Origin of the sequence: Pseudomonas yangonensis, from assembly GCF_009932725.1 — a bacterium.
GTDB lineage: Bacteria > Pseudomonadota > Gammaproteobacteria > Pseudomonadales > Pseudomonadaceae > Aquipseudomonas > Aquipseudomonas yangonensis.
In genome coordinates this window covers 103277-122589 of record NZ_BLJU01000016.1, presented here as the reverse complement: position 1 = coordinate 122589, position 19313 = coordinate 103277, and the positions used below count along the sequence as shown (strand labels likewise).

Sequence of the window (19313 nt, the reverse complement as noted above, 5' to 3'; positions counted from 1 at the left end):
AAACAGGCGCGCAGTATAACGCGTCAGTCTCCTCGCCCGCGGCCATCAATGCCCGGTCGATTGCGAGAACAGCTGGATCACCACCACACCACTGACGATCAGCCCCATGCCCAGTACGGCCGGCAGGTCGAGCTTTTGCTGGTAGATGAACATCGCGGCGACGCTGACCAGCACGATGCCCAACCCGGCCCAGATCGCGTAGGCAACGCCTACCGGGATGGTGCGCACCACCAGCGTCAGCATCCAGAAGGCAATGCCGTAACCGCCCACCACCAGCAGCAGCGGCAAGGGTTTGCTGAAGCCGTCGATCGCCTTCATCGAGGTGGTGGCGATCACTTCGGCCGCGATGGCAATGGCGAGATAGAGGTATCCGGGCATGATGGCGACTCCTGAGAGATGCTCGCCATTCTAGGCTGCCCGATGATGGGATAAAGTCATTACCTATCTATTCTAGAGATAGGTCGCCATGAACTGGAATCTCGACCAGCTTCACCTGTTCGTTCGCACCGCCGAGAGCCGATCCTTCTCCGCTGCGGCGCGACAAACCGGGCGTGCGCAATCGGCCGTCAGCAACGCAATCGCCCTGCTCGAAAGCGATCTCGGCGTCACCCTGTTCGAACGTAGCAGCGGGCGCCAGCCGCAACTGACCGAAGCGGGAACGGCGCTGCTCGAGGAAGCGCGCAGCGTGTTACAGCAATGCCAGCGCCTCGATGGCCGTGCGCTGGGGCTGGCCCGCGGCGAGGAAGCAAGGCTGCGCCTGGCGCAGGACGAGGCCATGCCTTACCAGCCAGTACTGGCCAGCCTCGAGGCGCTCGCCGACGCCTTCCCCCTGCTAGAAGTGCAGCTTTCCAGCGGCGCACAGGGTGACGTGGCGCGCAAGCTGTTGCAGCGCCAGGCGGACCTGGGCCTTCTGTTTCACCACGAACAGATGCCGCGGGAGCTGGAGAGCCAGCGCCTGGGCACCATCGAGATGGTCACGGTATGCAGCCCGAACCATCCGCTGGCCGGACTCGCCAGTGTCGAACGTCGCGACCTGGCCGAACATCGCCAGTTGCTGATGACGCCGCAGGACAGCCACTACCCCGGCGGCGAGCAGATCAGCCCGCTGGTGTGGCGCGCCGACAGCTTCTACGTGATGGCCGAGCTGGTGATTCGCGGCGTTGGCTGGGCCTGGCTGCCGCGCCATGTGGCGCAATACCCAACCTACCAGGGCCACCTGCAGGAGCTGCGTAGCGACTGGGCGCCGCTGCCGCTGGTGGTGGAACTGGTCACCCGCCGCGACGGCGCGCTCGGCCCCGCTGCCAGCTGGCTGGCCGACTACCTGGCGCGCGAACTGTTGCGGCCGCAGGCATGACTGCCCTTCCAGCGCATCGCCGGCGACGCTAAGCTGCGCGCCCATGAACAGATTCCTCTACACCCTGCTGCTGCACCTGGCCCTGCCCTTGATCGCCCTGCGCCTGGCGCTGCGCGCACGCAAGGCGCCGGCCTACGCTCGGCGTATCAGCGAACGCTTCTCCCTCGGCCTGCCGGCAATGAAACCCGATGGCATCTGGGTACATGCGGTATCGGTGGGCGAAAGCATCGCCGCCGCGCCAATGATTCGCGCACTGCAGGCAGGTTATCCCGAGCTGCCAGTCACCGTGACCTGCATGACGCCGACCGGCTCCGAGCGCATCCAGGCGCTGTTCGGCGACAGCGTGCAGCACTGCTACCTGCCCTACGACCTGCCGTGGGCCGCCGCACGCTTTCTCGACCGCGTACAACCACGTCTGGCGGTGGTGATGGAAACCGAGCTGTGGCCGAACCATATTCACCAGTGCGCCAAACGCGGTATCCCGGTGACCCTGGCCAATGCGCGCCTGTCCGAGCGTTCGGCACGTGGCTATGCACGCTTTGGCAAACTCACCGCGCCGATGCTCGCCGAACTGTCGCTGATCGCGGTGCAGACCGAGGCTGAGGCGCAGCGCTTCCTGACGCTGGGGGCACGGCCCGACTGCGTGGAAGTGACCGGTTCGATCAAGTTCGACCTGAAGATCGATGCCCAGCTGCCGCAACGGGCTGCCGAACTGCGTCGTCAGTGGCAGGCCGGACAGCGCCCGGTGTGGATCGCCGCCAGCACCCATGCGGGTGAAGACGAGATCATCCTCAGCGCTCATCACCAGTTGCTGAAGACTCGTGACAACGCCATGCTGATTCTGGTGCCGCGCCACCCCGAGCGTTTCCACGCGGTCCATGATCTATGCCTGAGCCAGGGGATGACGACTCGCCGTCGCTCCACCGGCGAAGCTGTCCAGCCTGGCGACCAGGTGCTGCTGGGCGACACCATGGGTGAATTGCTGTTTCTCTATGCAGTGGCGGACATCGCCTTCGTCGGCGGCAGCCTGGTGGCCAACGGCGGGCACAACCTGCTGGAGCCGGCGGCCCTGGGCAAACCCGTGCTGAGCGGCCCGCATCTGTTCAACTTTCTGGAAATCGCTGCGCAGTTGCGCGAAGCCGGTGCCCTGAGCGAGGTGGAAAACGCCGAGCAACTGGCAGGCAGGGTCACCGCACTGCTGGGCGAACCCGACGAGATGCAGCGTATGAGCCAGGCCGGCCTTTCCGTACTCAAGGCCAATCAAGGCGCGCTGGAGCGCCTGCTGGAAAGCTTGCGCACTCTCATCTAACCAGGATGCAATCCAGACTACGGTGTCACTCGGTAGGGTGGGCTTCAGCCCACCACATCAGGAGTGGCCGCTGTTAGTGGGCCGAAGCGGTTCGCTGCCCGGTCCACCCACGCTCTGCCAGATACGCTACCGCACTTAAAAGCAAAAGCCCGACTTGCGTCGCAATGCTGTTCACATAAGAAATGGTCGGACGCGATTAGTCCCCTCGCCCCTTTGGGTAGAGGGTTAGGGAGAGGGGGAAACTGGCAGGTTTGCGGTGTTTTCAGCCCTCTCCCCCAGCCCCTCTCCCATAAATGGGAGAGGGGAGCCAAACGTGTGCAACCTTAAGTGAACAGCATTACGACTCGTGTCGGGCTTTTTCGTCTCTGCGCCTGACTCAGAAATCCTGAGCGTTCTGCAGGCGTGCTTCGGCGGCAGACGCCAAGTCCGGCGGCAGGAAATCCTTGTCCGGGTTGTAGTCCGGCTTGAGGAAACTGCCCAGCGCTTCCAGGTCGGCCGGGCTGAGGGTGCCGGCGGCCTGCTTCAGGCGCAGGTTGTTGAGGATGTAGTCGTAGCGCGCATCGTTGTAGTTGCGCACGGCGCTGTACAGCTGACGCTGGGCGTCGAGCACGTCGACGATGTTGCGGGTACCGACCTGATAGCCGATCTCGGTGGCCTCCAGGGCACTCTGGTTGGAAATGATCGACTGACGCCGCGCCTGCACGGTTTCCACATCGGTGTTCACCGCGCGGAACAGGTTGCGGGTGTTCTGCACCACCTGGCGACGCAGGCTTTCGCGCAGCTGCTCGGTCTGCCCGAGACGCTGGTAGGCCTCGCGCACCTGCGAGCTGGTCAGGCCGCCGCTGTAGATCGGGATGTTCAGCTGCAGGCCGATGGAACGCTGCGAGACATCGCCACTGTAGCGCGGCGCGCCAAAGGCGCCGGAGTTGGTGAAGCCCAGGCTGTCGTTATCGCCCTTCTGGTAGCTGGCCACGGCGTCGAGGGTCGGCGCATGGCCAGCCTTGCGCTGACGCAAGCTCTCTTCGGCGGCCGTCACGGCGTACAGGCTGGCCTGCAGGTTGAGATTCTGCGCAGCGGCTGTATCGACCCAGGACTTGGCATCGTTCGGCGTCGGCGCCAGCACCGGCAGGGTGTGGACGATGCCTTCGACCGCCACATAATCGCGGTTGGTCAGGGTCACCAGGGCTTCGAAGGCGTCATCCACCGCACGCTCGGCGAGCAGGCGATTGGCCCGAGCCGTATCGAAACCGGCCTGCGCTTCGAGCACATCGGTCTTGTCGGAAAGGCCGACATCGAAACGCTCGTTGGCCTGGTCCAGCTGACGCTTGAAGGCCGCCTCTTCGGCCCTGGTGGACGCCAGGTTGTCCTGAGCACGCAACACGGCGAAGTAGGTTTCGGCACTCTGCAGAATCAGGTTCTGCTCGGTAGCCGACAGCTCCAGCGCAGCTTGCTCGCTGGTAGCCTCGGCCGCCTGCAGCTGGAACCAGCGGTCGGCGCGAAACAGCGGCTGGCTGAGGTTGGCCTGATAGACCAGGCCGCTGCGCGAGACAGTGGCACTGGGCGAATCGACTTCGGTGCGCGTGTCACCGTAGTTGGCGCCGGCAGACAAATTGGGCAGCAGGCCGGCACGGGCCTGCGGCACCACTTCGAGGCGAGCCTGATAATCGGCACGCGCGGCGGCGATGTCGGCATTGTTTCTTGCCGCCTCCTGATACACGGTGACCAGGTCGGTTTTGCTCGACAGCGGGGCCTCTTCGGCCTGAACCAGGCCCACCGAAGCGGCGGCCACGGCAATTGCCAGGGAAAGTCTGCGCAACATGATGGATGTCGATCCTTGAATAGGCGGTAATCGGCAAGGCTACGGGGCGCCACTGACGGGGGTCAAGCGCGCCGCAAGCGGCATAAGTCTAGCTGGCGGCAAGCTATGTTGCTCCCGCGCAACAATTCGTCCCTTCGCAGCATTCAGCAAACCACCAGCCATGCTATTGAATGCGCATTATTGAAGTTGCGATACCTTTACTGGAAACTGCGCGCCCGTTGGTTATTTGCCTGGCCGTTCGATGCGCGTTCTACATTTTTTCAAAACCTACCTTCCAGACACCACTGGCGGAATCGAACAGGTGATTTTTCAGCTGTGCGAGCAGGCTCACGCCAACGGAGTGCAAGCGCAAGTTCTGACACTGAGTCCCGAGCCAACGCCGGAAACAATCAGCGTGGAACATCATCAGGTTACCCGGGCCCGACAAGATCTCCAGATCGCATCCACCGGGCTCTCACTGGACGTATTTAAGCGTTTCCAGGCCATGGCACGCGACGCAGATGTCATTCATTTTCACTTTCCTTGGCCCATGATGGATCTAGTGCACTTCTGTACACGGCATGGCCGCCCCAGCGTCGTTAGCTATCACTCAGATATCGTGCGCCAGCAATACTTACTCAAGCTGTATCGCCCCCTGATGAACCGCTTTTTGAACAGCGTACAGCGCATCATGGTCGCATCTCCTAACTATCAGCAAAGCAGCGAGGTCTTGCGCCCCTTCTCAGACAAGACGGTTGTGGTCCCCTATGGCTTGAATGTTTCCGCTTACCCGCAGGCTTCAGCCGAGCGCCTGGATTACTGGCGAAAGCGCGTTGGTCAGAATTTTTTCCTGTTTGTCGGCGTACTGCGTTACTACAAAGGACTTTCCAGCCTGCTGGACGCGTTGCGCGGGACAGCCTATCCGTTAGTCGTGGTAGGCAGTGGCCCTGAAGAAGGCGCGCTGAAAGAGCAGGCTGCTCGCCTCCAGCTGCAAAACGTTGTTTTTTTAGGCCGCGTTGATGACCAAGACAAGGTTTGCCTGCTGCAACTATCCCTAGCTCTGGTATTCCCCTCGCATCTCAGGTCAGAAGCCTTTGGTATCTCACTGCTAGAAGCCTCCATGCTGAGCAAACCCATGATCAGCTGTGAGATTGGCAGCGGAACGACTTACGTCAATCAGCACGAACTCACCGGACTGGTCGTGCCCCCTGCCTCACCGCTGGCGTTGCGTGCAGCGATGCAGCGTCTTTGGAGCGACGAGGTAGCACGTATGCGGTTCGGTTCGCAGGCTAGGCTGCGCTTCGAGCAATTGTTCACTGCTGACCGGATGTGGCAAAACACTCTTGCCGTTTACAATGATGCGATTGACGAGGCTCAATCGAGGGCCTGACAGATGGCGGGCTGGAGTTTCCCGACGCTGACGCATTAATGCTAGACTTCGCCGCTTTTACATCTCGGCAGTACTCATACGATGCAACAGGTTAAAGAAAACAGCCTCAAGGTTGCTCTCAAGACATGCAAGGGCAGCTTTATCTCTGTCGGCGTTTTCAGTTTCTTCGTCAATGCCCTGATGCTTGTGCCCTCGTTCTACATGCTCCAGGTTTATGGCCGAGTAGTCACCAGCGGAAGCATCTCTACGCTGGTTATGCTCACCATCATCATGGCTGTACTGATGATCACGATGGGCTCGCTCGAGTGGGCGCGATCAAGAGTCATGGTGCGTGTCAGCACAAAACTGGATGTCATGCTCAGCCGTCAGGTCTATCGCGCAAGCTTCAAGCGAGCGCTGGACAGTGGAGGCATGGACGCCTCCGCTCAGCCACTCAACGACCTCACCGGACTGCGACAGTTTCTCACCAGCAATGGCCTGTTCGCGTTCTTCGACGCCCCATGGCTGCCGATATACGTCGGCGTGATGTTCCTCTTTCACCCCTGGTTCGGCTGGCTGGCAATCGCCAGTGCGATCATTTTGCTTCTACTAGCCTTCGCGAATGAAAAGCTCACCGGCAAGGCGTTGGCCGAGGCCAATAAGCAGAATATCGCGGCCAATCTGTATACCACGAAGAACCTGCGTAACGCCGAAGTCATCGAGTCCATGGGGATGCTTGAAACGCTCATGGCCAGGTGGGCGCAGCGTCAGAAAAAGGTTCTCCTGCTACAGTCGCTGGCCAGCGACAGTGGCGGCACGGTCAGCTCCATTTCCAAGACCTTCCGCACATTCGTTCAGTCTCTGGTGTTGGGGCTTGGCGCGTACCTTGCGGTCAAACATGAATTGAATCCTGGGCTGATGATTGCCGGCTCGATCCTGCTCGGGCGCGCCCTGGCCCCCATCGACATGATCATCGGCAGCTGGAAAGGCTTTACTAGCGCGCGATCGCAATACACTCGCCTCAACGAAATTCTGGACGAGCAACTGGCCGAACCTGAACGGATGAGCTTACCTGCACCAAAAGGCGAAGTACGCGTAGAAAACCTCATCATCAGTGCGCCTGGAAGTAAGGCTCCAATCATACGCAACGTCAGCTTTGCCGCCGCAGCAGGCTCCGTCGTGGGAGTGATAGGCCCCAGCGCCTCCGGCAAGTCCACCCTGGCTCGCGCACTTCTCGGTGTGTGGGCGCCTCAACACGGTGTCGTGCGCCTCGACGGCGCCGACGTCAATGCCTGGGACAAACGTGAACTAGGCCCACACGTCGGCTATCTCCCACAAGATATCGAACTCTTCGAAGGCACCATCGGCGACAACATCGCCAGATTCGGAGACCTCGATGCAGGCAAGGTCGTAGAGGCAGCGCGCATTGCCGGTGTTCATGAAATGATCCTACAGCTACCTGACGGCTACGATACGGTGATCGGTGGCGACGGGGTCAATCTTTCTGGGGGGCAGCGGCAGCGAATCGGCCTGGCTCGTGCTCTCTATGGCGACCCACGGCTGATCGTGCTCGACGAGCCCAACTCCAACCTCGACGAGGTAGGGGAGCGCGCACTCGCTGCGGCTCTCAAGATACTCAAGGCACGGGGCGCGACTGTTTTCGTGATTACTCATCGAACCAGCATCCTAGACCAACTAGACCGTCTGCTGGTGCTGCGCGACGGCGCCATAGCGCTGTACGGCCCGCGCGAGCTGGTAGTAGCCGAACTGAACAAGCAACAAAATGCTCAGGCCGCCAAGCCTGCTGCAATCAACCGCTGAGCCGAGGTAGACATGAGTACCACCCCAACCCTCGACAGCAGTTTTTCCGACCTGCCAATCTCCGACCGCAAACCTCGCACCATAGGTATGCTTATCGTGTTCGTGGCGTTTGGCCTGTTCGGCACCTGGGCTGTCTTTGCGCCCCTTGGCAGCGCTGCGCTAGCACCTGGCGTCGTCACCGTACAAACCTACCGCAAGACCGTTCAACATCTCGAGGGAGGTATCGTCAAGGAGTTGCATGCTCGAGATGGCGATGTCGTGAAAGCCGGAGACCCACTGATAGTGCTCGATGACACGCAAGTGCGTGCCGAGTACGGAATGATCAGTAGTCAGTTGATCGCAGCCCAGGCCATGGAGGCACGCCTGCGTGCCGAGCGCGACGAACTGCCGGAGATTGACTTCAGCAATATGCTGGAAATCAACAGCCAGCGCGCCCGTGAGGCTCGCGAGGGGGAGACTCAGGTATTCAACGCGCGCCGTGGCTCACGCCTTGGCGAAGTCTCCGTGCTGGAGAAGCGCATAGGCCAGTTGCACGAGCAGATCCGCGGCCTGCAGTCCATGATCGCGACCAAACGAAATCTTGAGAAATCCTATCAGGGCGAAATTGGCGAGCTCACCGAGCTACTAGCTGAAGGCTTCGTCGACAAGCAGCGCCTGCTCGATCAGCAGCGCCGGCTCGACATGGAGCGCGCCGAGATAGCCGATCACGGCTCGCAGATTACCAAGACAAAACTGCAGATCAGCGAGACGGAGCTGCAGATCGTACAACTGAACAAGGATTTCAGCTCGGACGTCGTCGCCCAGTTGGCTGAAGTCCAGACCCGCGTTTTCGACCTTCAGGAGCGCATGTCGGCCCTAGAGGAAAGGCTCAGACGGATCGTGATCCGAGCCCCTGATGACGGCATGATCATCGGCATGAAGGTACACACCATCGGGGGCGTGGTCAGCCCGGCGACCCCTCTGCTGGATATCGTGCCGTCGGTTTCCGATCTGGTCGTGGAAGCGCAGGTCTCGCCTGTGGACATTGACCGCGTGGCGCCCGGCAAGACCGCAGACATCAGGTTCAGTGCGTTTGGCAGCGCGACTCCGGTTATGGAAGGCACAGTCAACCATGTCTCTGGCGACCGACTGATCAACGAGCAGACGGGCATGCCGTATTACCTCGCTCGCGTGAGCCTGACCGAAAGAGGTACACGGACGCTGGGCTCGCTAAAACTGCAGCCCGGAATGCCTGCCGAAGTCCTCATCAACACAGGTGACCGCACCCTTCTTCAATACATCATGCAGCCGATCACCAATGCGGTAGCGCGCTCGCTGATCGAGGATTGATGATGCACCGCCTGTTTTTCCTGCTGACATTAGGTATCAGTGTTGCGGCTCACGCCGCTGCCCCCGAGCCCGCATCCGCTGGTGTAAGCGCCAATACCTACAGTGCCGACCTGGTGCAACTCTATCGCGAGTCGCGGCTGGAGGATCCACGAGTGCTCATGGCCTTCGCGCGCGCCCAGGCAGGGCGCGAGCGCGAGCGAGAAGCATTCGGAGCACTGCTGCCGCAGGTGAGCGCCAACACCAGCTTCAACCGCACCAGCCGCGATGACGAACGGACTCGCGAGCAGTACAACAACGATCGCTACGCTCTGAGCCTCAGCCAGCACCTCTACAACAAGGAAGCCTGGGAGCGTTATCAGAAATTCAAGGAACTTGCCAAGCAGAGCGAATTCGAGTCTACCGATGCGCAGGCAGAGGCCACTATCGAACTGGCCCAACGTTACTTCGTAGCCCTGGCGTCCGACGACGAACTTGAACTGGTCATGGCTGAGCGCCGTGCTACTCAGAAGAACCTTGACCGAGTCAATGCACTCTATTCACGCCAGATGGCAATGGTCACCGACGTGCTGGATCTCAAGGCTCGTGTCGATGCTCTGGCTGCGCAGGAGGTCGAGGCACGCAACCAAGTGCGTCTGAGCCGCGAAGCGCTCGCCGAACTGGTAGGACGCCCCGTGAATGAGCGCCTGAGCCGAATCCGAGAAGATGTCGAGCTCCAGGTGCCGCCTGGCTCTCTGGAGTCCTGGGCCGAGCGCGCGTTGAATGCAAGCCCGGCCCTGAGGGCTCAGCAAAGCGGGGTTTCCGCGGCCAACGCTGCGTTGCGTGAGGCCCGTGGCGGCCATTACCCAAGCCTGAGCCTGGGGCTGAGCGCTCAACGAAGCGATGTGGGTTATGACAATACCCTCGCCCCTCGAACCGACACCTATGTTGCCACACTTGGTGTGCAAATCCCGCTTTACAGCGGTGGCTCTACCTCGGCCAGGGTGCGCGCCCTCTATAACGATCAAATTACCGCCGAGCAGCAACTCGAAGGGGTGCGCAGGCAGATTCTGAAGGAAACCACCAGCGCCTATCTGAGCATCCAGGCAAGCGTCGAGAAGGTCAAAGCCTCGCGCAATGCACTTGAATCTGCCGAGCAATCGAGCATTGCCGCCGAAAAAGGATTCAGCTTCGGCGTGGTCAATGCCGTCGACGTGCTTACCAGCGTGCAGAACGAATACAAGGCACGCCGTGACCTTCTCAAGTCGCAATATGACTTCATCAATGGCCTGCTGTCTCTCAATCGCTGGGCTGGTGGTTTAAGCGAGAGCAGCATCGAAAATGTCAATCAATGGCTTGCGCAGAGCAATGAAGAAGCGCGTGCCCTCGAGCGGAAAACAACGGAATGAGCATGCATAGTAGAACCGCAGTTATAACCGGTATCACTGGGCAGGATGGTGCCTATCTGGCTGCCTTTCTTATCGAGAAGGGCTACAAGGTTTTCGGCACTTATCGCCGCACCAGCTCGGTGAATTTCTGGCGTATCGAAGAACTGGGCATCGCCGAGCATCCCAGCCTCGAACTCGTTGAGCATGACCTCACCGACCTGAGCGCCAGCATCAGACTTCTGCAGATGGCAGAGCCGGACGAGGTCTACAACCTCGCGGCACAGAGCTTCGTCGGCGTTTCCTTTGGGCAACCGCTGACCACCGCTGAGATCACCGGCATGGGCGCCGTGAACATGCTCGAGGCGATTCGCATCATCAATCCGAAGATTCGTTTCTACCAGGCATCTACCTCGGAGATGTTCGGCAAGGTCCAGGAAACGCCGCAGGTCGAGTCGACCCCGTTCTACCCGCGCAGCCCTTACGGCGTTGCCAAACTGTATGCACACTGGATGACCATCAACTACCGCGAGTCCTACGACATCTTCGGCACCAGCGGCATCCTCTTCAACCATGAATCTCCGCTGCGCGGCAAAGAGTTCGTCACCCGCAAGATCACCGACAGTGTTGCCCGCATTGCCCTTGGCAAACAGGACATGCTGGAACTTGGCAACCTCGATGCCAAGCGTGACTGGGGTTACGCCAAGGAGTACGTCGACCTGATGTGGCGCATGCTCCAGGCCGATGAGCCGGACACCTTCGTTATCGCCACCAATCGCACCGAAACCGTGCGTGATTTCGTCAATATGGCGTTCAAGGCCGTGGACATACAGCTTGAGTGGAGCGGCAGCGGTGAAGACGAGCGAGGCGTCGACGTGAATAGCGGCAAGACGCTGGTACAGGTCAACCCGCGCTTCTACCGCCCCGCCGAGGTGGAACTGCTGATCGGCAACCCGCAAAAGGCTCAGGACGTGCTTGGCTGGAAGCCGCATACCACCCTCGAGCAGCTTTGCGATCTGATGGTCAAGGCGGATCTGGAGCGCGTCAGAACGGGCAAGTCCTTCTGATCCAACGCCCCGATGCTACATAGCCGACGTTAACGAGACCCGCTAACGTCGGCGCCGGTCTCAACACAGAGGTTTCCTGCCGTTTGAACAGAAAAGTCGCGCAAATATGGTCCGCACGCCATTTCATCAAGAGCTCGATTCGCAATGAGTTCATGGCGCGAGTGGTCAGAAGCCGGCTGGGGCTTGTATGGATCGTTCTACTGCCTCTGGCCCAGGCCGCCATTTACGCATTCGTACTATCCATGTTCATGCAGGCCAGGTTTCCCGGCGTGCAGTCCGAGCATGCCTACCCGATCTACCTGATGTCCGGGATTCTAGCCTGGTCGCTGTTTTCCGACATCGTCGGACGTAGCCTCGGCGTATTCATCGACAACAGCAACCTGATCAAGAAGATGGCGTTTCCCAGGCTGGCCCTGCCCATCGCTGCGCTGGGGAGCGCCATCATCAATAACCTGCTGCTTCTGCTGGCCATCCTGCTGATCTTCGTCGTACTTGGCCACAATGTCTTAGCCAGCCTGATCTGGCTGCCTGTGCTGTACGGGTTGGTAATCTTCCTGGCGGCCGGGCTCGGCCTGGCAATCAGCATTCTCAACGTCTTCATGCGTGACATAGGACAGCTCGTGGGAATCGGGCTGCAGTTCGGTTTCTGGCTGACCCCTATCGTCTATACCCTTGACGTAATGCCACCTACCGCTCAACTGGCACTTTCCTACAACCCACTCACGGCGATCGTTCAGGCCTACCAGGCAGTACTGGTATTCGGGCGGGCGCCTGATCTGTCGGCGTTACTCTACCCCGTTGCGTTCGCCGTGCTGGCGATGATTCTGGCGGTATTTCTCTACCGCCGCGGCATTGAAGAAGTGGTGGACGCACTATGAGTGCAATGTTGCAGATAACCAATCTGGGCAAAGTGTTCAGGCAATACCGACGCGAGCGCCACCGCGTATTGTCCTGGCTGGGCATCCCCACGCCGGGGGCCGAAGAGCACTGGGCGCTGCGTGATATCTCCTTCACGCTCGGGGCCGGTGAAACCGTCGGCCTCATAGGACTCAACGGCGCGGGCAAGAGCACGCTGCTCAAGATCATCACCGGCACCCTCAAGCCGACGGTCGGCAGCCTCGCCGTGCGTGGTCGCATCGCTGCCATTCTCGAGCTGGGCATGGGCTTCCACCCGGACCTCAGTGGCCGCCAGAACGTCTATCACGTCGCCGGGCTGATGGGATACACGGCCCTGCAGGTGACTGAGCTGATAGACGACATCCACGCGTTTTCCGAAATCGGTGATTACATCGATCAGCCGGTGCGCACCTACTCCAGCGGCATGCAGGTGCGTCTTGCATTCGCGGTGGCTACCGCCTGGCGCCCGGACATACTGATCGTCGATGAGGCACTGTCGGTGGGCGATGCCTACTTCCAGCACAAGAGCTTCGAGCGCATCCGCCAGTTTTCTCGTGAAGGCACCACCATATTGCTGGTGAGTCACGACAAGCAGGCCATCCAGAGCATCTGCGACCGCGCCATCCTGTTGGAACATGGCCGCGTAGTCATGCAAGGCGAGCCCGACCAGGTGATGGACTACTACAATGCCATGCTCGCTGCTCACCAGGAGCAAAAGATCACCTACGACCCGCAGGCCAAAGCCTTGCTATCGGGCACGGGAGAATTGGTATTCGGTGAGATTTCGTTGCTCGCCGACGGTCGACCGGTGGAAAAGATCGACGTCGGCCAGCGCGTGAATCTGAGGGTAACTGCCCATTGCAAGCAGGCCGTGCCTGACGTGGTAATCGGTTTTCTCATCAAGGACCGTTACGGGCAGGATGTATTCGGCACCAATACCCGCCACCTGCAACAGATCGCCGAGGCGCCCCAACCCGGCCAACAGCTGTGCTGGGACTTCGAGTTCGATGCCAGCATCGGCCCCGGCACCTATTCCATCACGCTAGCCCTGCACAGCCGTAACGGTCATATCGACCGCAATTATGCGTGGCAGGAGCGCGCCATCATGTTTGAAGTCATCAACCAGGGCCACCCCGAGTTTGCCGGTGTGGCCTGGCTAGGCGCGAATCTGGAGTGTACACAGCACCATGAGTGACACCTTTTACCGAGCACTGGAAGAGCGCTTTCGCGCGCCAGTGGACGAGATTCAGCGCCGCCTGGCCATCTACCGGCCCTTTCTGCAAGCCCTGCGGCAGCAAAACCCCAAGGCCCGGGGCTTCGATATTGGCTGCGGTCGTGGTGAATGGCTGCGGGTCTTGCAGGACGAGGGCATCAGCGCGCAGGGGGTCGACCTCGATGACGAAATGCTCCGAGCCTGCCATGAATCCGGCTTACAGGCACGCAATCAGGACGCGCTCAGCGCCCTGCGCGAGTTGCCGGCCGAGAGCCTGGATCTGGTGTCCGCCTTTCATGTGGTCGAACACCTGGAGTTCGATTACCTGCGCGAGTTGATCGACGAAGCACGTCGGGTACTCGTACCGGGCGGCCTGCTGATCATGGAAACGCCCAATAGCGAGAACCTGCTGGTCGGCACCAACAGCTTCTACCTGGACCCGACCCATCAACGCCCCGTTCCCTCGTTGTTTCTGGAGTTCCTCTGCCAGCACGCCGGCTTTCCGCAGAGCAGCATACTGCGCCTGCAAGAGGACCCGGCCCTGCATAACCCCGAAGCCTTCATCGGCCTCTGGCAAGTGCTGTATGGAGCCAGTCCGGACTATGCCGTCATCGCACGCAAGGCAGGCGAGCGAAGCGATGATGAATTGAGCACGCTGCTGCAACATGAATATGGCCTCAGCCTGCAATCGCTGGCTCTGCGCCATGACCAGCAGCACCTGCAACTGCTTCAGCGCGAGCAACAGCGCGAGCAACAGGACGCCCGGCACACTCAACAGCTGAGCGCCCTGCAGGCACAGATCGAGCAACTTGCCGAGCGCCATGCGCTGCACGCGCAACATATCGAGCGTACCGAGGCGCTGCTGGCACAGATTTACAGCAGCCGCTCCTGGCGCATCACCCGGCCGCTGCGCGAGTTCACCGACTTCATGCGCCATGGCAATATGCGCGGGCTTGCCCGCTTTGCCTTGCGACCGCTTGGCCTGGCCATCGCCTGTGCACGACGCAACCCAACCGTTGCCGGCGCGGCACGCAAAGTACTCAACCGAATGCCAGCGCTCAATGCCAGGCTGCAACGCCTGGAATTGGCCCTCAGCCGCAATGCCCTGCAGCAGGATACCCTGCAGGATGGCTATGCGCCCCAGGTCGTGCGCCTGCAGCGCCACCTGGCCTCCTTGCAGCAGGTCGACCGTCCTGCGCCGGCAGGCAAGCCCCGCCTGGCATTCGTATCGCCACTGCCGCCCGAGCACACCGGCATCGCCGATTACAGCGCCGAGCTGTTACCTGCACTGGCAGAACACTATCGTATCGACGTCATCGTCAATCAGCCCAAGCTCGACCCGCTGCAGCCGGCAGATACCTACCCGATTCATGACGCGGCCTGGTTACGTGAGCACGCCGGTGATTTCGATGCGGTGCTCTACCATATCGGCAACTCGGCCTATCACGACTGGATGGTGGCACTGCTCGACGACGTGCCCGGCATTGTCGTGCTGCATGATTTCTACCTCAGCGGCCTGATCTGGGCGCTCGAACAGTTACCCGAGCACCGTGGCGTCAAACTGCGCGAACTGCAATACAGCCATGGTTACCTGGCCCTCAGGGAATGCCTGGAGGGAGCTGGCAGCGCGCAGATCGCCTACACCTACCCATTCAACCGCAGCATCATCGAGAGTGCGACCGGGATCATCGTTCATGGCGAGGTGTCCATTCGCCTTGCCCAGCAATGGTACGGGCCGCACGCCGGCGCAGACTGGCACACCATCCCTCTGCTACGGGCGCCCGCCGCGCTGAGTGACAAGAACGTCATCCGCCAGAGGCTGCACCTGCCCACCGATGCCTTCATCCTGTGCAGCTACGGCCAACTGGGCGAAACCAAACTCAACCACCGCCTGCTGCAGGCGTGGCTGGCCAGCACCCTGGCGCAGCATGACAACAGCTACCTGATTTTCGTAGGCGAACTTGGCCAGAGCGCCTATGCACAGAAATTGCGTGCCGCCATTGCCCAGAGCGGCCTGCAGGATCGGATTCGCATCACGGGCCGGGTGGATAGCGAGCATTATCGGCTGTATCTCGGTGCCGCCGACATGGCCGTGCAGTTGCGCGCACTGTCGCGTGGGGAAACCTCTGCTGCGGTTCTCGACTGCATGAACCACTGCCTACCGACCATCGTCAACGCCAACGGCAGCATGGCCGACCTCATCGGCGACAGCGTCTATCGCATTGCCGATGACTTCACCGACGAAGCCCTGACCGCCGCGCTGCAGGCGCTTGGCAATGACGCCGAGCGGCGCCAGACGCTTGGCCAGCGAGCGCGCGCAATCATCGAGCAGCAGCACGCGCCGCAACATTGTGCGGCGCTCTATCAGCAAGCCATCAGCCGGGTGATCGCCGAGCAGCAAGCCAGCCGCCAGCTGCAACTCAAGGCGCTAGGCAAATTGCCTCAGCCGCTGCATCGAAACACCCTACTGGCGGTGGCCGAACAGTTGATGCCGTCTCAGCCGATCAGCCTGCACCAGCCGTGTATCTACATCGATATCACCGCCACCGCGCAGTCGGAACGACGCACTGGCATCGAGCGGGTTGCCCGCGCCCTGACGCTTGCCCTGCTGCAATCGCCACCAGAAGGCTATCGCGTAGAGCCGGTCTACCTCACACACCAGGATGGGCGCTGGCACTATCGCCTGGCTAATGCCTACACCTGCCGCATGCTCGGCATCGAGGCCGTCGTGCCGGATCGCGGCATCGCCTGCCGCCCAGGTGATCGCCTCATTGCCCTCGACTACTCCGGCGAGGCCCTGGTACGGGCCAGCCAGAGCGGATTGTACGAACATCTGCGCGAGCAGGGCGTGAGCTGCCACCTGTTGCTCCACGATTTGCTGCCAGTGACACGTCCCGAACTTTTTCCCGCACAGTCGCAGCAGCATTTCGGGCGTTGGCTGGAACACGCCATCGCGCTCGACGGCATTATTTGCGTGACCCGTACCGTCAGCGAGGAGCTGCGAGCATGGTTGCGCCAGGAGCGCCCGGCCCGAGCCGAAACCCTGGCCATCGATTACTCTCATCATGGCGCCGACCTCTCCGGCTCCGCTCCCACGCTCGGCCTCCCGGATAACGCCGAGCGCCTGTTCGCCAGCATCGCCGCGCGCCCCAGCGTGCTGATGGTCGGCACGCTGGAGCCGCGCAAGGGCTACCTGCAAGCGGTTCAGGCGTTCGGTGAATTGTGGCGACAGGGCGTGGACATAAACCTGCTGATCGTAGGCCGCGAAGGCTGGACGGATCTGGACGACAACCAGCGCCGCGATATTCCCGAACTAATGCAACTACTTCGTCAACACCCGGAGATGGGCAAGCGCCTGCACTGGTTCGATGGCGTCAGCGACGAGTTCCTGGAGCGTCTGTACGCCGAAGCCGATGGCTTGCTCGCCGCCTCGGAAGACGAAGGCTTCGGGCTGCCACTGATCGAGGCGGCGCAGAAAGGCCTGCCCATCCTGGCGCGCGACATCCCGGTATTCCGCGAAGTCGCTGGCGAGCATGCCGCCTACTTCCAGGCTGACAACCCGGCACAACTGGCTGCAGCCATCAATGCCTGGCAGCTCGACGGTTTCAGGCCTGCCTCCACTGAGATGCCCTGGCTGACCTGGCAGCAAAGCGCCGACAATCTGCAACGGATATTGCTTCGCGCTAGAGAACAGCATCCATGAGCCATGGACCGACGGGCACCCCCGCGCGCTATTACCCCTATATAGACGGTCTTCGTGCGCTGGCCGTGCTTTCGGTCCTCGTCTATCACCTCCACGGCCCGTGGCTGCCCGGCGGGTTTGTCGGGGTGGACGTGTTTTTCGTCATTTCCGGCTTCGTCGTCAGCGCCTCCATCGCCAGCTTCAAAGGCCAGGGCCTGTGGCAGTTCTTGGCCTACTTCTACGCCCGTCGCATCCGCCGCATCTTTCCGGCCCTGATCACCTGCCTGCTGCTGACCAGCCTGGTCAGCGCGCTGTTCATACCCTCCATCTGGCTTAGCGAAGTCAATCAGCGCACCGGCATCTATGCCTTCTTCGGCCTGAGCAACTTCATCCTCGCGCAAACCGGACGGGACTACTTTGCGCCCACCACCGAATTCAACCCCTACACCCATACCTGGTCGCTGGCCGTCGAAGAGCAGTTCTATCTGGTCTTCCCCTTCCTCTTCCTCGCCTGGCTGTCCGGCCCTCGCGGCCGCAAGCTCTCCGTCCTGTTGTTTGCCGCCACCGCAGCGGCTTCCGTTGTCCTCGCGGGCTGGCAGAGCCAGGCCAACCCCACCCAAGCCTACTATCTGACGCCGGCCCGCTTCTGGGAACTGGCGGCAGGCGTGCTGCTGTACCAGTTGCTCAGCCAACTGCCTGAACGCACCAGCGAGGCGCGTCACACCTGGCTCTACGCGCTTGCAGCCAGCCTGTCGCTGATGCTGGTGCTGCTCGCCTTCGTCGTATCGACGCCCCAGCGCTTCCCAATGCCCGGCGCTTTGCTGGCCGTCGTGGGAACGCTGGGCGTGCTGGGGCTGCTCTACCATCACGCAGGCCTGCATCGGCTGCACAGCCTGCTCGGCAGCCGCCCGCTTGTGGCCGTGGGCAGGATTTCCTACTCACTGTATCTCTGGCACTGGCCGGTTTTCGTCATGTTCCGCTGGACAGTCGGGCTGGAAACCCCGCTGCAGCGGACCGTCGCGGTAGCACTGGCATTGGGACTGGCCATAGCCTCCTACCGCTGGATCGAAACGCCGGTGCGTCATGCCGCCTTTATCCGACGCATGCCCCAGCCCGCAGTGATCGCCTGCGGCCTGCTGATCATCCTGACCGGCTGGTCGGGGGCACGCTATATCGATGAAAAACAGCCGCAACTGTCACTCAGCAGCGTCAGCCGTGCCCCGGACGACTGGTATCCACGCGGCGCATCCAGCTTCAGGGACTTTCCAGGCTGTATCGCCGACCCCGAATACCGAGTGGTCAATGGCGCCACACTGATGCTCTATACTCCGCACGGCTGCACCGAGCCGCGCCCGCTGAAAGAGCGCGTGCTCTACGTCATCGGCGACTCCCACGCCATGGCCTACGAAGGTTTGTTCAAGCAGTACGCCATCGAACAGTCGATTCGCGTGCACGCCTACGTCAAAAGCGGGTGCGCCTTCATCAGTCTGCAACCTTGGAACAACGACCCAGCCTGCCGGCAGTTCGCCCGCGACGTCCTCCACAGCCTGACCGATCTGAAGGCCGGAGATGTTCTTTTCCTGCCCTCGCTACGCCTGCCAAGGTTCGCCGATCAGTGGGCCTTCCTCGGCATGGAGCAAGCCTACGACGGCATGTTCGGCGCGCAAGCCGATGCCGGTCGCCGGCAGGTCGTGGACGAAACCATTGTCATGCTGCGCGAATTTACCGAGCGCGGCGTACAGGTGGTTTTCGAGGCACCCAAGCCGCTGTTCAAGGCGCCGCCGTTCCGTTGCACCGACTGGTTCAACCAGGCTAATCCGATCTGCGCGCAGGGCCTGGAAATCCCCCGGCAGCAACTGCAGGAATATCGCCAGCCGGTCTTGACGGCCTTTGCCGAAATTCAGCGACAGCTACCCACTATCGGCATCTGGGACCCCTTCCCCATTCTGTGCCCTGCCGAAACCTGCAGTGCTTGGCATGACGCCAGGCCTCTGTTCCTAGACGCCGATCACATTAGTGGTTACGGCAACAGCCGGCTGCTGGCAGACTTCAGCACCTACATGAACGCCCGCCTCGGCAACCCCCTGGCGCAGCACACCCCCTGAGCGAAATG

The 19313-nt window shown here is 61.2% G+C and carries 13 protein-coding genes; 11 read left to right on the top strand and 2 right to left on the bottom strand.

From position 1 onward, the window contains the following. Window positions 1-45 precede the first annotated feature (45 nt). Window positions 46-378, bottom strand: a complete 333-nt coding sequence (locus tag GYB81_RS17175; protein WP_024306736.1) for a DMT family transporter — start codon at window positions 376-378, stop codon at window positions 46-48. 88 nt (window positions 379-466) lie between these two features. On the opposite strand from GYB81_RS17175, the gene GYB81_RS17170 reads away from it, so the two are divergent. Further along, window positions 467-1354, top strand: a complete 888-nt coding sequence (locus GYB81_RS17170; protein ID WP_161864710.1) for a LysR family transcriptional regulator — start codon at window positions 467-469, stop codon at window positions 1352-1354. Between the two features lie 43 nt (window positions 1355-1397). Next, the gene (gene waaA, locus GYB81_RS17165) at window positions 1398-2663 is read left to right on the top strand and encodes a lipid IV(A) 3-deoxy-D-manno-octulosonic acid transferase (RefSeq protein ID WP_161897907.1); all 1266 of its coding nucleotides are present in this window, start codon (window positions 1398-1400) and stop codon (window positions 2661-2663) included. Between the two features lie 376 nt (window positions 2664-3039). On the opposite strand, the gene GYB81_RS17160 is transcribed toward waaA, so the two are convergent. Beyond that, complete coding sequence (locus tag GYB81_RS17160) at window positions 3040-4482, bottom strand: TolC family outer membrane protein (protein ID WP_161897906.1); 1443 nt, start codon at window positions 4480-4482, stop codon at window positions 3040-3042. 241 nt (window positions 4483-4723) lie between these two features. Here GYB81_RS17160 and GYB81_RS17155 point away from each other — a divergent pair, with 241 nt between their 5' ends. The 9 genes from GYB81_RS17155 to GYB81_RS17115 all read left to right on the top strand — a co-directional run bounded on the left by GYB81_RS17155 (window position 4724) and on the right by GYB81_RS17115 (window position 19305). After that, window positions 4724-5851 carry a glycosyltransferase family 4 protein gene (locus GYB81_RS17155; RefSeq protein ID WP_161864707.1) on the top strand — a complete coding sequence of 376 codons (1128 nt, stop codon included), beginning with the start codon at window positions 4724-4726 and terminating at the stop codon, window positions 5849-5851. 81 nt (window positions 5852-5932) lie between these two features. Further along, entirely contained in the window at window positions 5933-7651 is a 1719-nt protein-coding gene (locus GYB81_RS17150) for a type I secretion system permease/ATPase (RefSeq protein ID WP_161864706.1), read from the top strand. A 12-nt stretch (window positions 7652-7663) separates the two neighbouring features. Beyond that, the gene (locus GYB81_RS17145; RefSeq protein WP_161864705.1) at window positions 7664-8980 is read left to right on the top strand and encodes an HlyD family type I secretion periplasmic adaptor subunit; all 1317 of its coding nucleotides are present in this window, start codon (window positions 7664-7666) and stop codon (window positions 8978-8980) included. Further along, window positions 8980-10365 carry a TolC family outer membrane protein gene (locus tag GYB81_RS17140; protein WP_161864704.1) on the top strand — a complete coding sequence of 462 codons (1386 nt, stop codon included), beginning with the start codon at window positions 8980-8982 and terminating at the stop codon, window positions 10363-10365. The genes GYB81_RS17145 and GYB81_RS17140 overlap by 1 nt, the downstream gene beginning before the upstream one ends. Next, a complete protein-coding gene (gmd, locus tag GYB81_RS17135; RefSeq protein ID WP_161864703.1) occupies window positions 10362-11408 on the top strand; it encodes a GDP-mannose 4,6-dehydratase in 1047 nt (348 codons plus the stop codon). The genes GYB81_RS17140 and gmd overlap by 4 nt, the downstream gene beginning before the upstream one ends. An 83-nt stretch (window positions 11409-11491) precedes the next feature. Continuing rightward, on the top strand, window positions 11492-12286 hold the full coding sequence (locus GYB81_RS17130) for an ABC transporter permease (RefSeq protein ID WP_161864702.1): 795 nt from the start codon (window positions 11492-11494) through the stop codon (window positions 12284-12286). Then, window positions 12283-13500 (top strand): ABC transporter ATP-binding protein, encoded by a 1218-nt coding sequence (locus GYB81_RS17125; RefSeq protein ID WP_161897905.1) that lies wholly within the window; start codon window positions 12283-12285, stop codon window positions 13498-13500. The genes GYB81_RS17130 and GYB81_RS17125 overlap by 4 nt, the downstream gene beginning before the upstream one ends. Continuing rightward, window positions 13493-17221 (top strand): glycosyltransferase, encoded by a 3729-nt coding sequence (locus GYB81_RS17120; RefSeq protein WP_161897904.1) that lies wholly within the window; start codon window positions 13493-13495, stop codon window positions 17219-17221. Before GYB81_RS17125 ends, GYB81_RS17120 begins: the two co-directional genes overlap by 8 nt. Next, window positions 17218-19305, top strand: coding sequence for an acyltransferase family protein (locus tag GYB81_RS17115; RefSeq protein ID WP_161897903.1), 2088 nt, complete (start codon window positions 17218-17220; stop codon window positions 19303-19305). Before GYB81_RS17120 ends, GYB81_RS17115 begins: the two co-directional genes overlap by 4 nt. The last annotated feature ends 8 nt before the right edge of the window (window positions 19306-19313 follow it).

Coding starts and splice junctions, on each gene's coding strand:
- GYB81_RS17140 (WP_161864704.1), top strand. CDS start 8,980: ATGATGCACCGCCTGTTTTTCCTGCTGACATTAGGTATCAGTGTTGCG.
- GYB81_RS17115 (WP_161897903.1), top strand. CDS start 17,218: ATGAGCCATGGACCGACGGGCACCCCCGCGCGCTATTACCCCTATATA.
- waaA (WP_161897907.1), top strand. CDS start 1,398: ATGAACAGATTCCTCTACACCCTGCTGCTGCACCTGGCCCTGCCCTTG.
- GYB81_RS17175 (WP_024306736.1), bottom strand. CDS start 378: ATGCCCGGATACCTCTATCTCGCCATTGCCATCGCGGCCGAAGTGATC.
- GYB81_RS17170 (WP_161864710.1), top strand. CDS start 467: ATGAACTGGAATCTCGACCAGCTTCACCTGTTCGTTCGCACCGCCGAG.
- GYB81_RS17125 (WP_161897905.1), top strand. CDS start 12,283: ATGAGTGCAATGTTGCAGATAACCAATCTGGGCAAAGTGTTCAGGCAA.
- GYB81_RS17155 (WP_161864707.1), top strand. CDS start 4,724: ATGCGCGTTCTACATTTTTTCAAAACCTACCTTCCAGACACCACTGGC.
- gmd (WP_161864703.1), top strand. CDS start 10,362: ATGAGCATGCATAGTAGAACCGCAGTTATAACCGGTATCACTGGGCAG.
- GYB81_RS17145 (WP_161864705.1), top strand. CDS start 7,664: ATGAGTACCACCCCAACCCTCGACAGCAGTTTTTCCGACCTGCCAATC.
- GYB81_RS17120 (WP_161897904.1), top strand. CDS start 13,493: ATGAGTGACACCTTTTACCGAGCACTGGAAGAGCGCTTTCGCGCGCCA.
- GYB81_RS17150 (WP_161864706.1), top strand. CDS start 5,933: ATGCAACAGGTTAAAGAAAACAGCCTCAAGGTTGCTCTCAAGACATGC.
- GYB81_RS17160 (WP_161897906.1), bottom strand. CDS start 4,482: ATGTTGCGCAGACTTTCCCTGGCAATTGCCGTGGCCGCCGCTTCGGTG.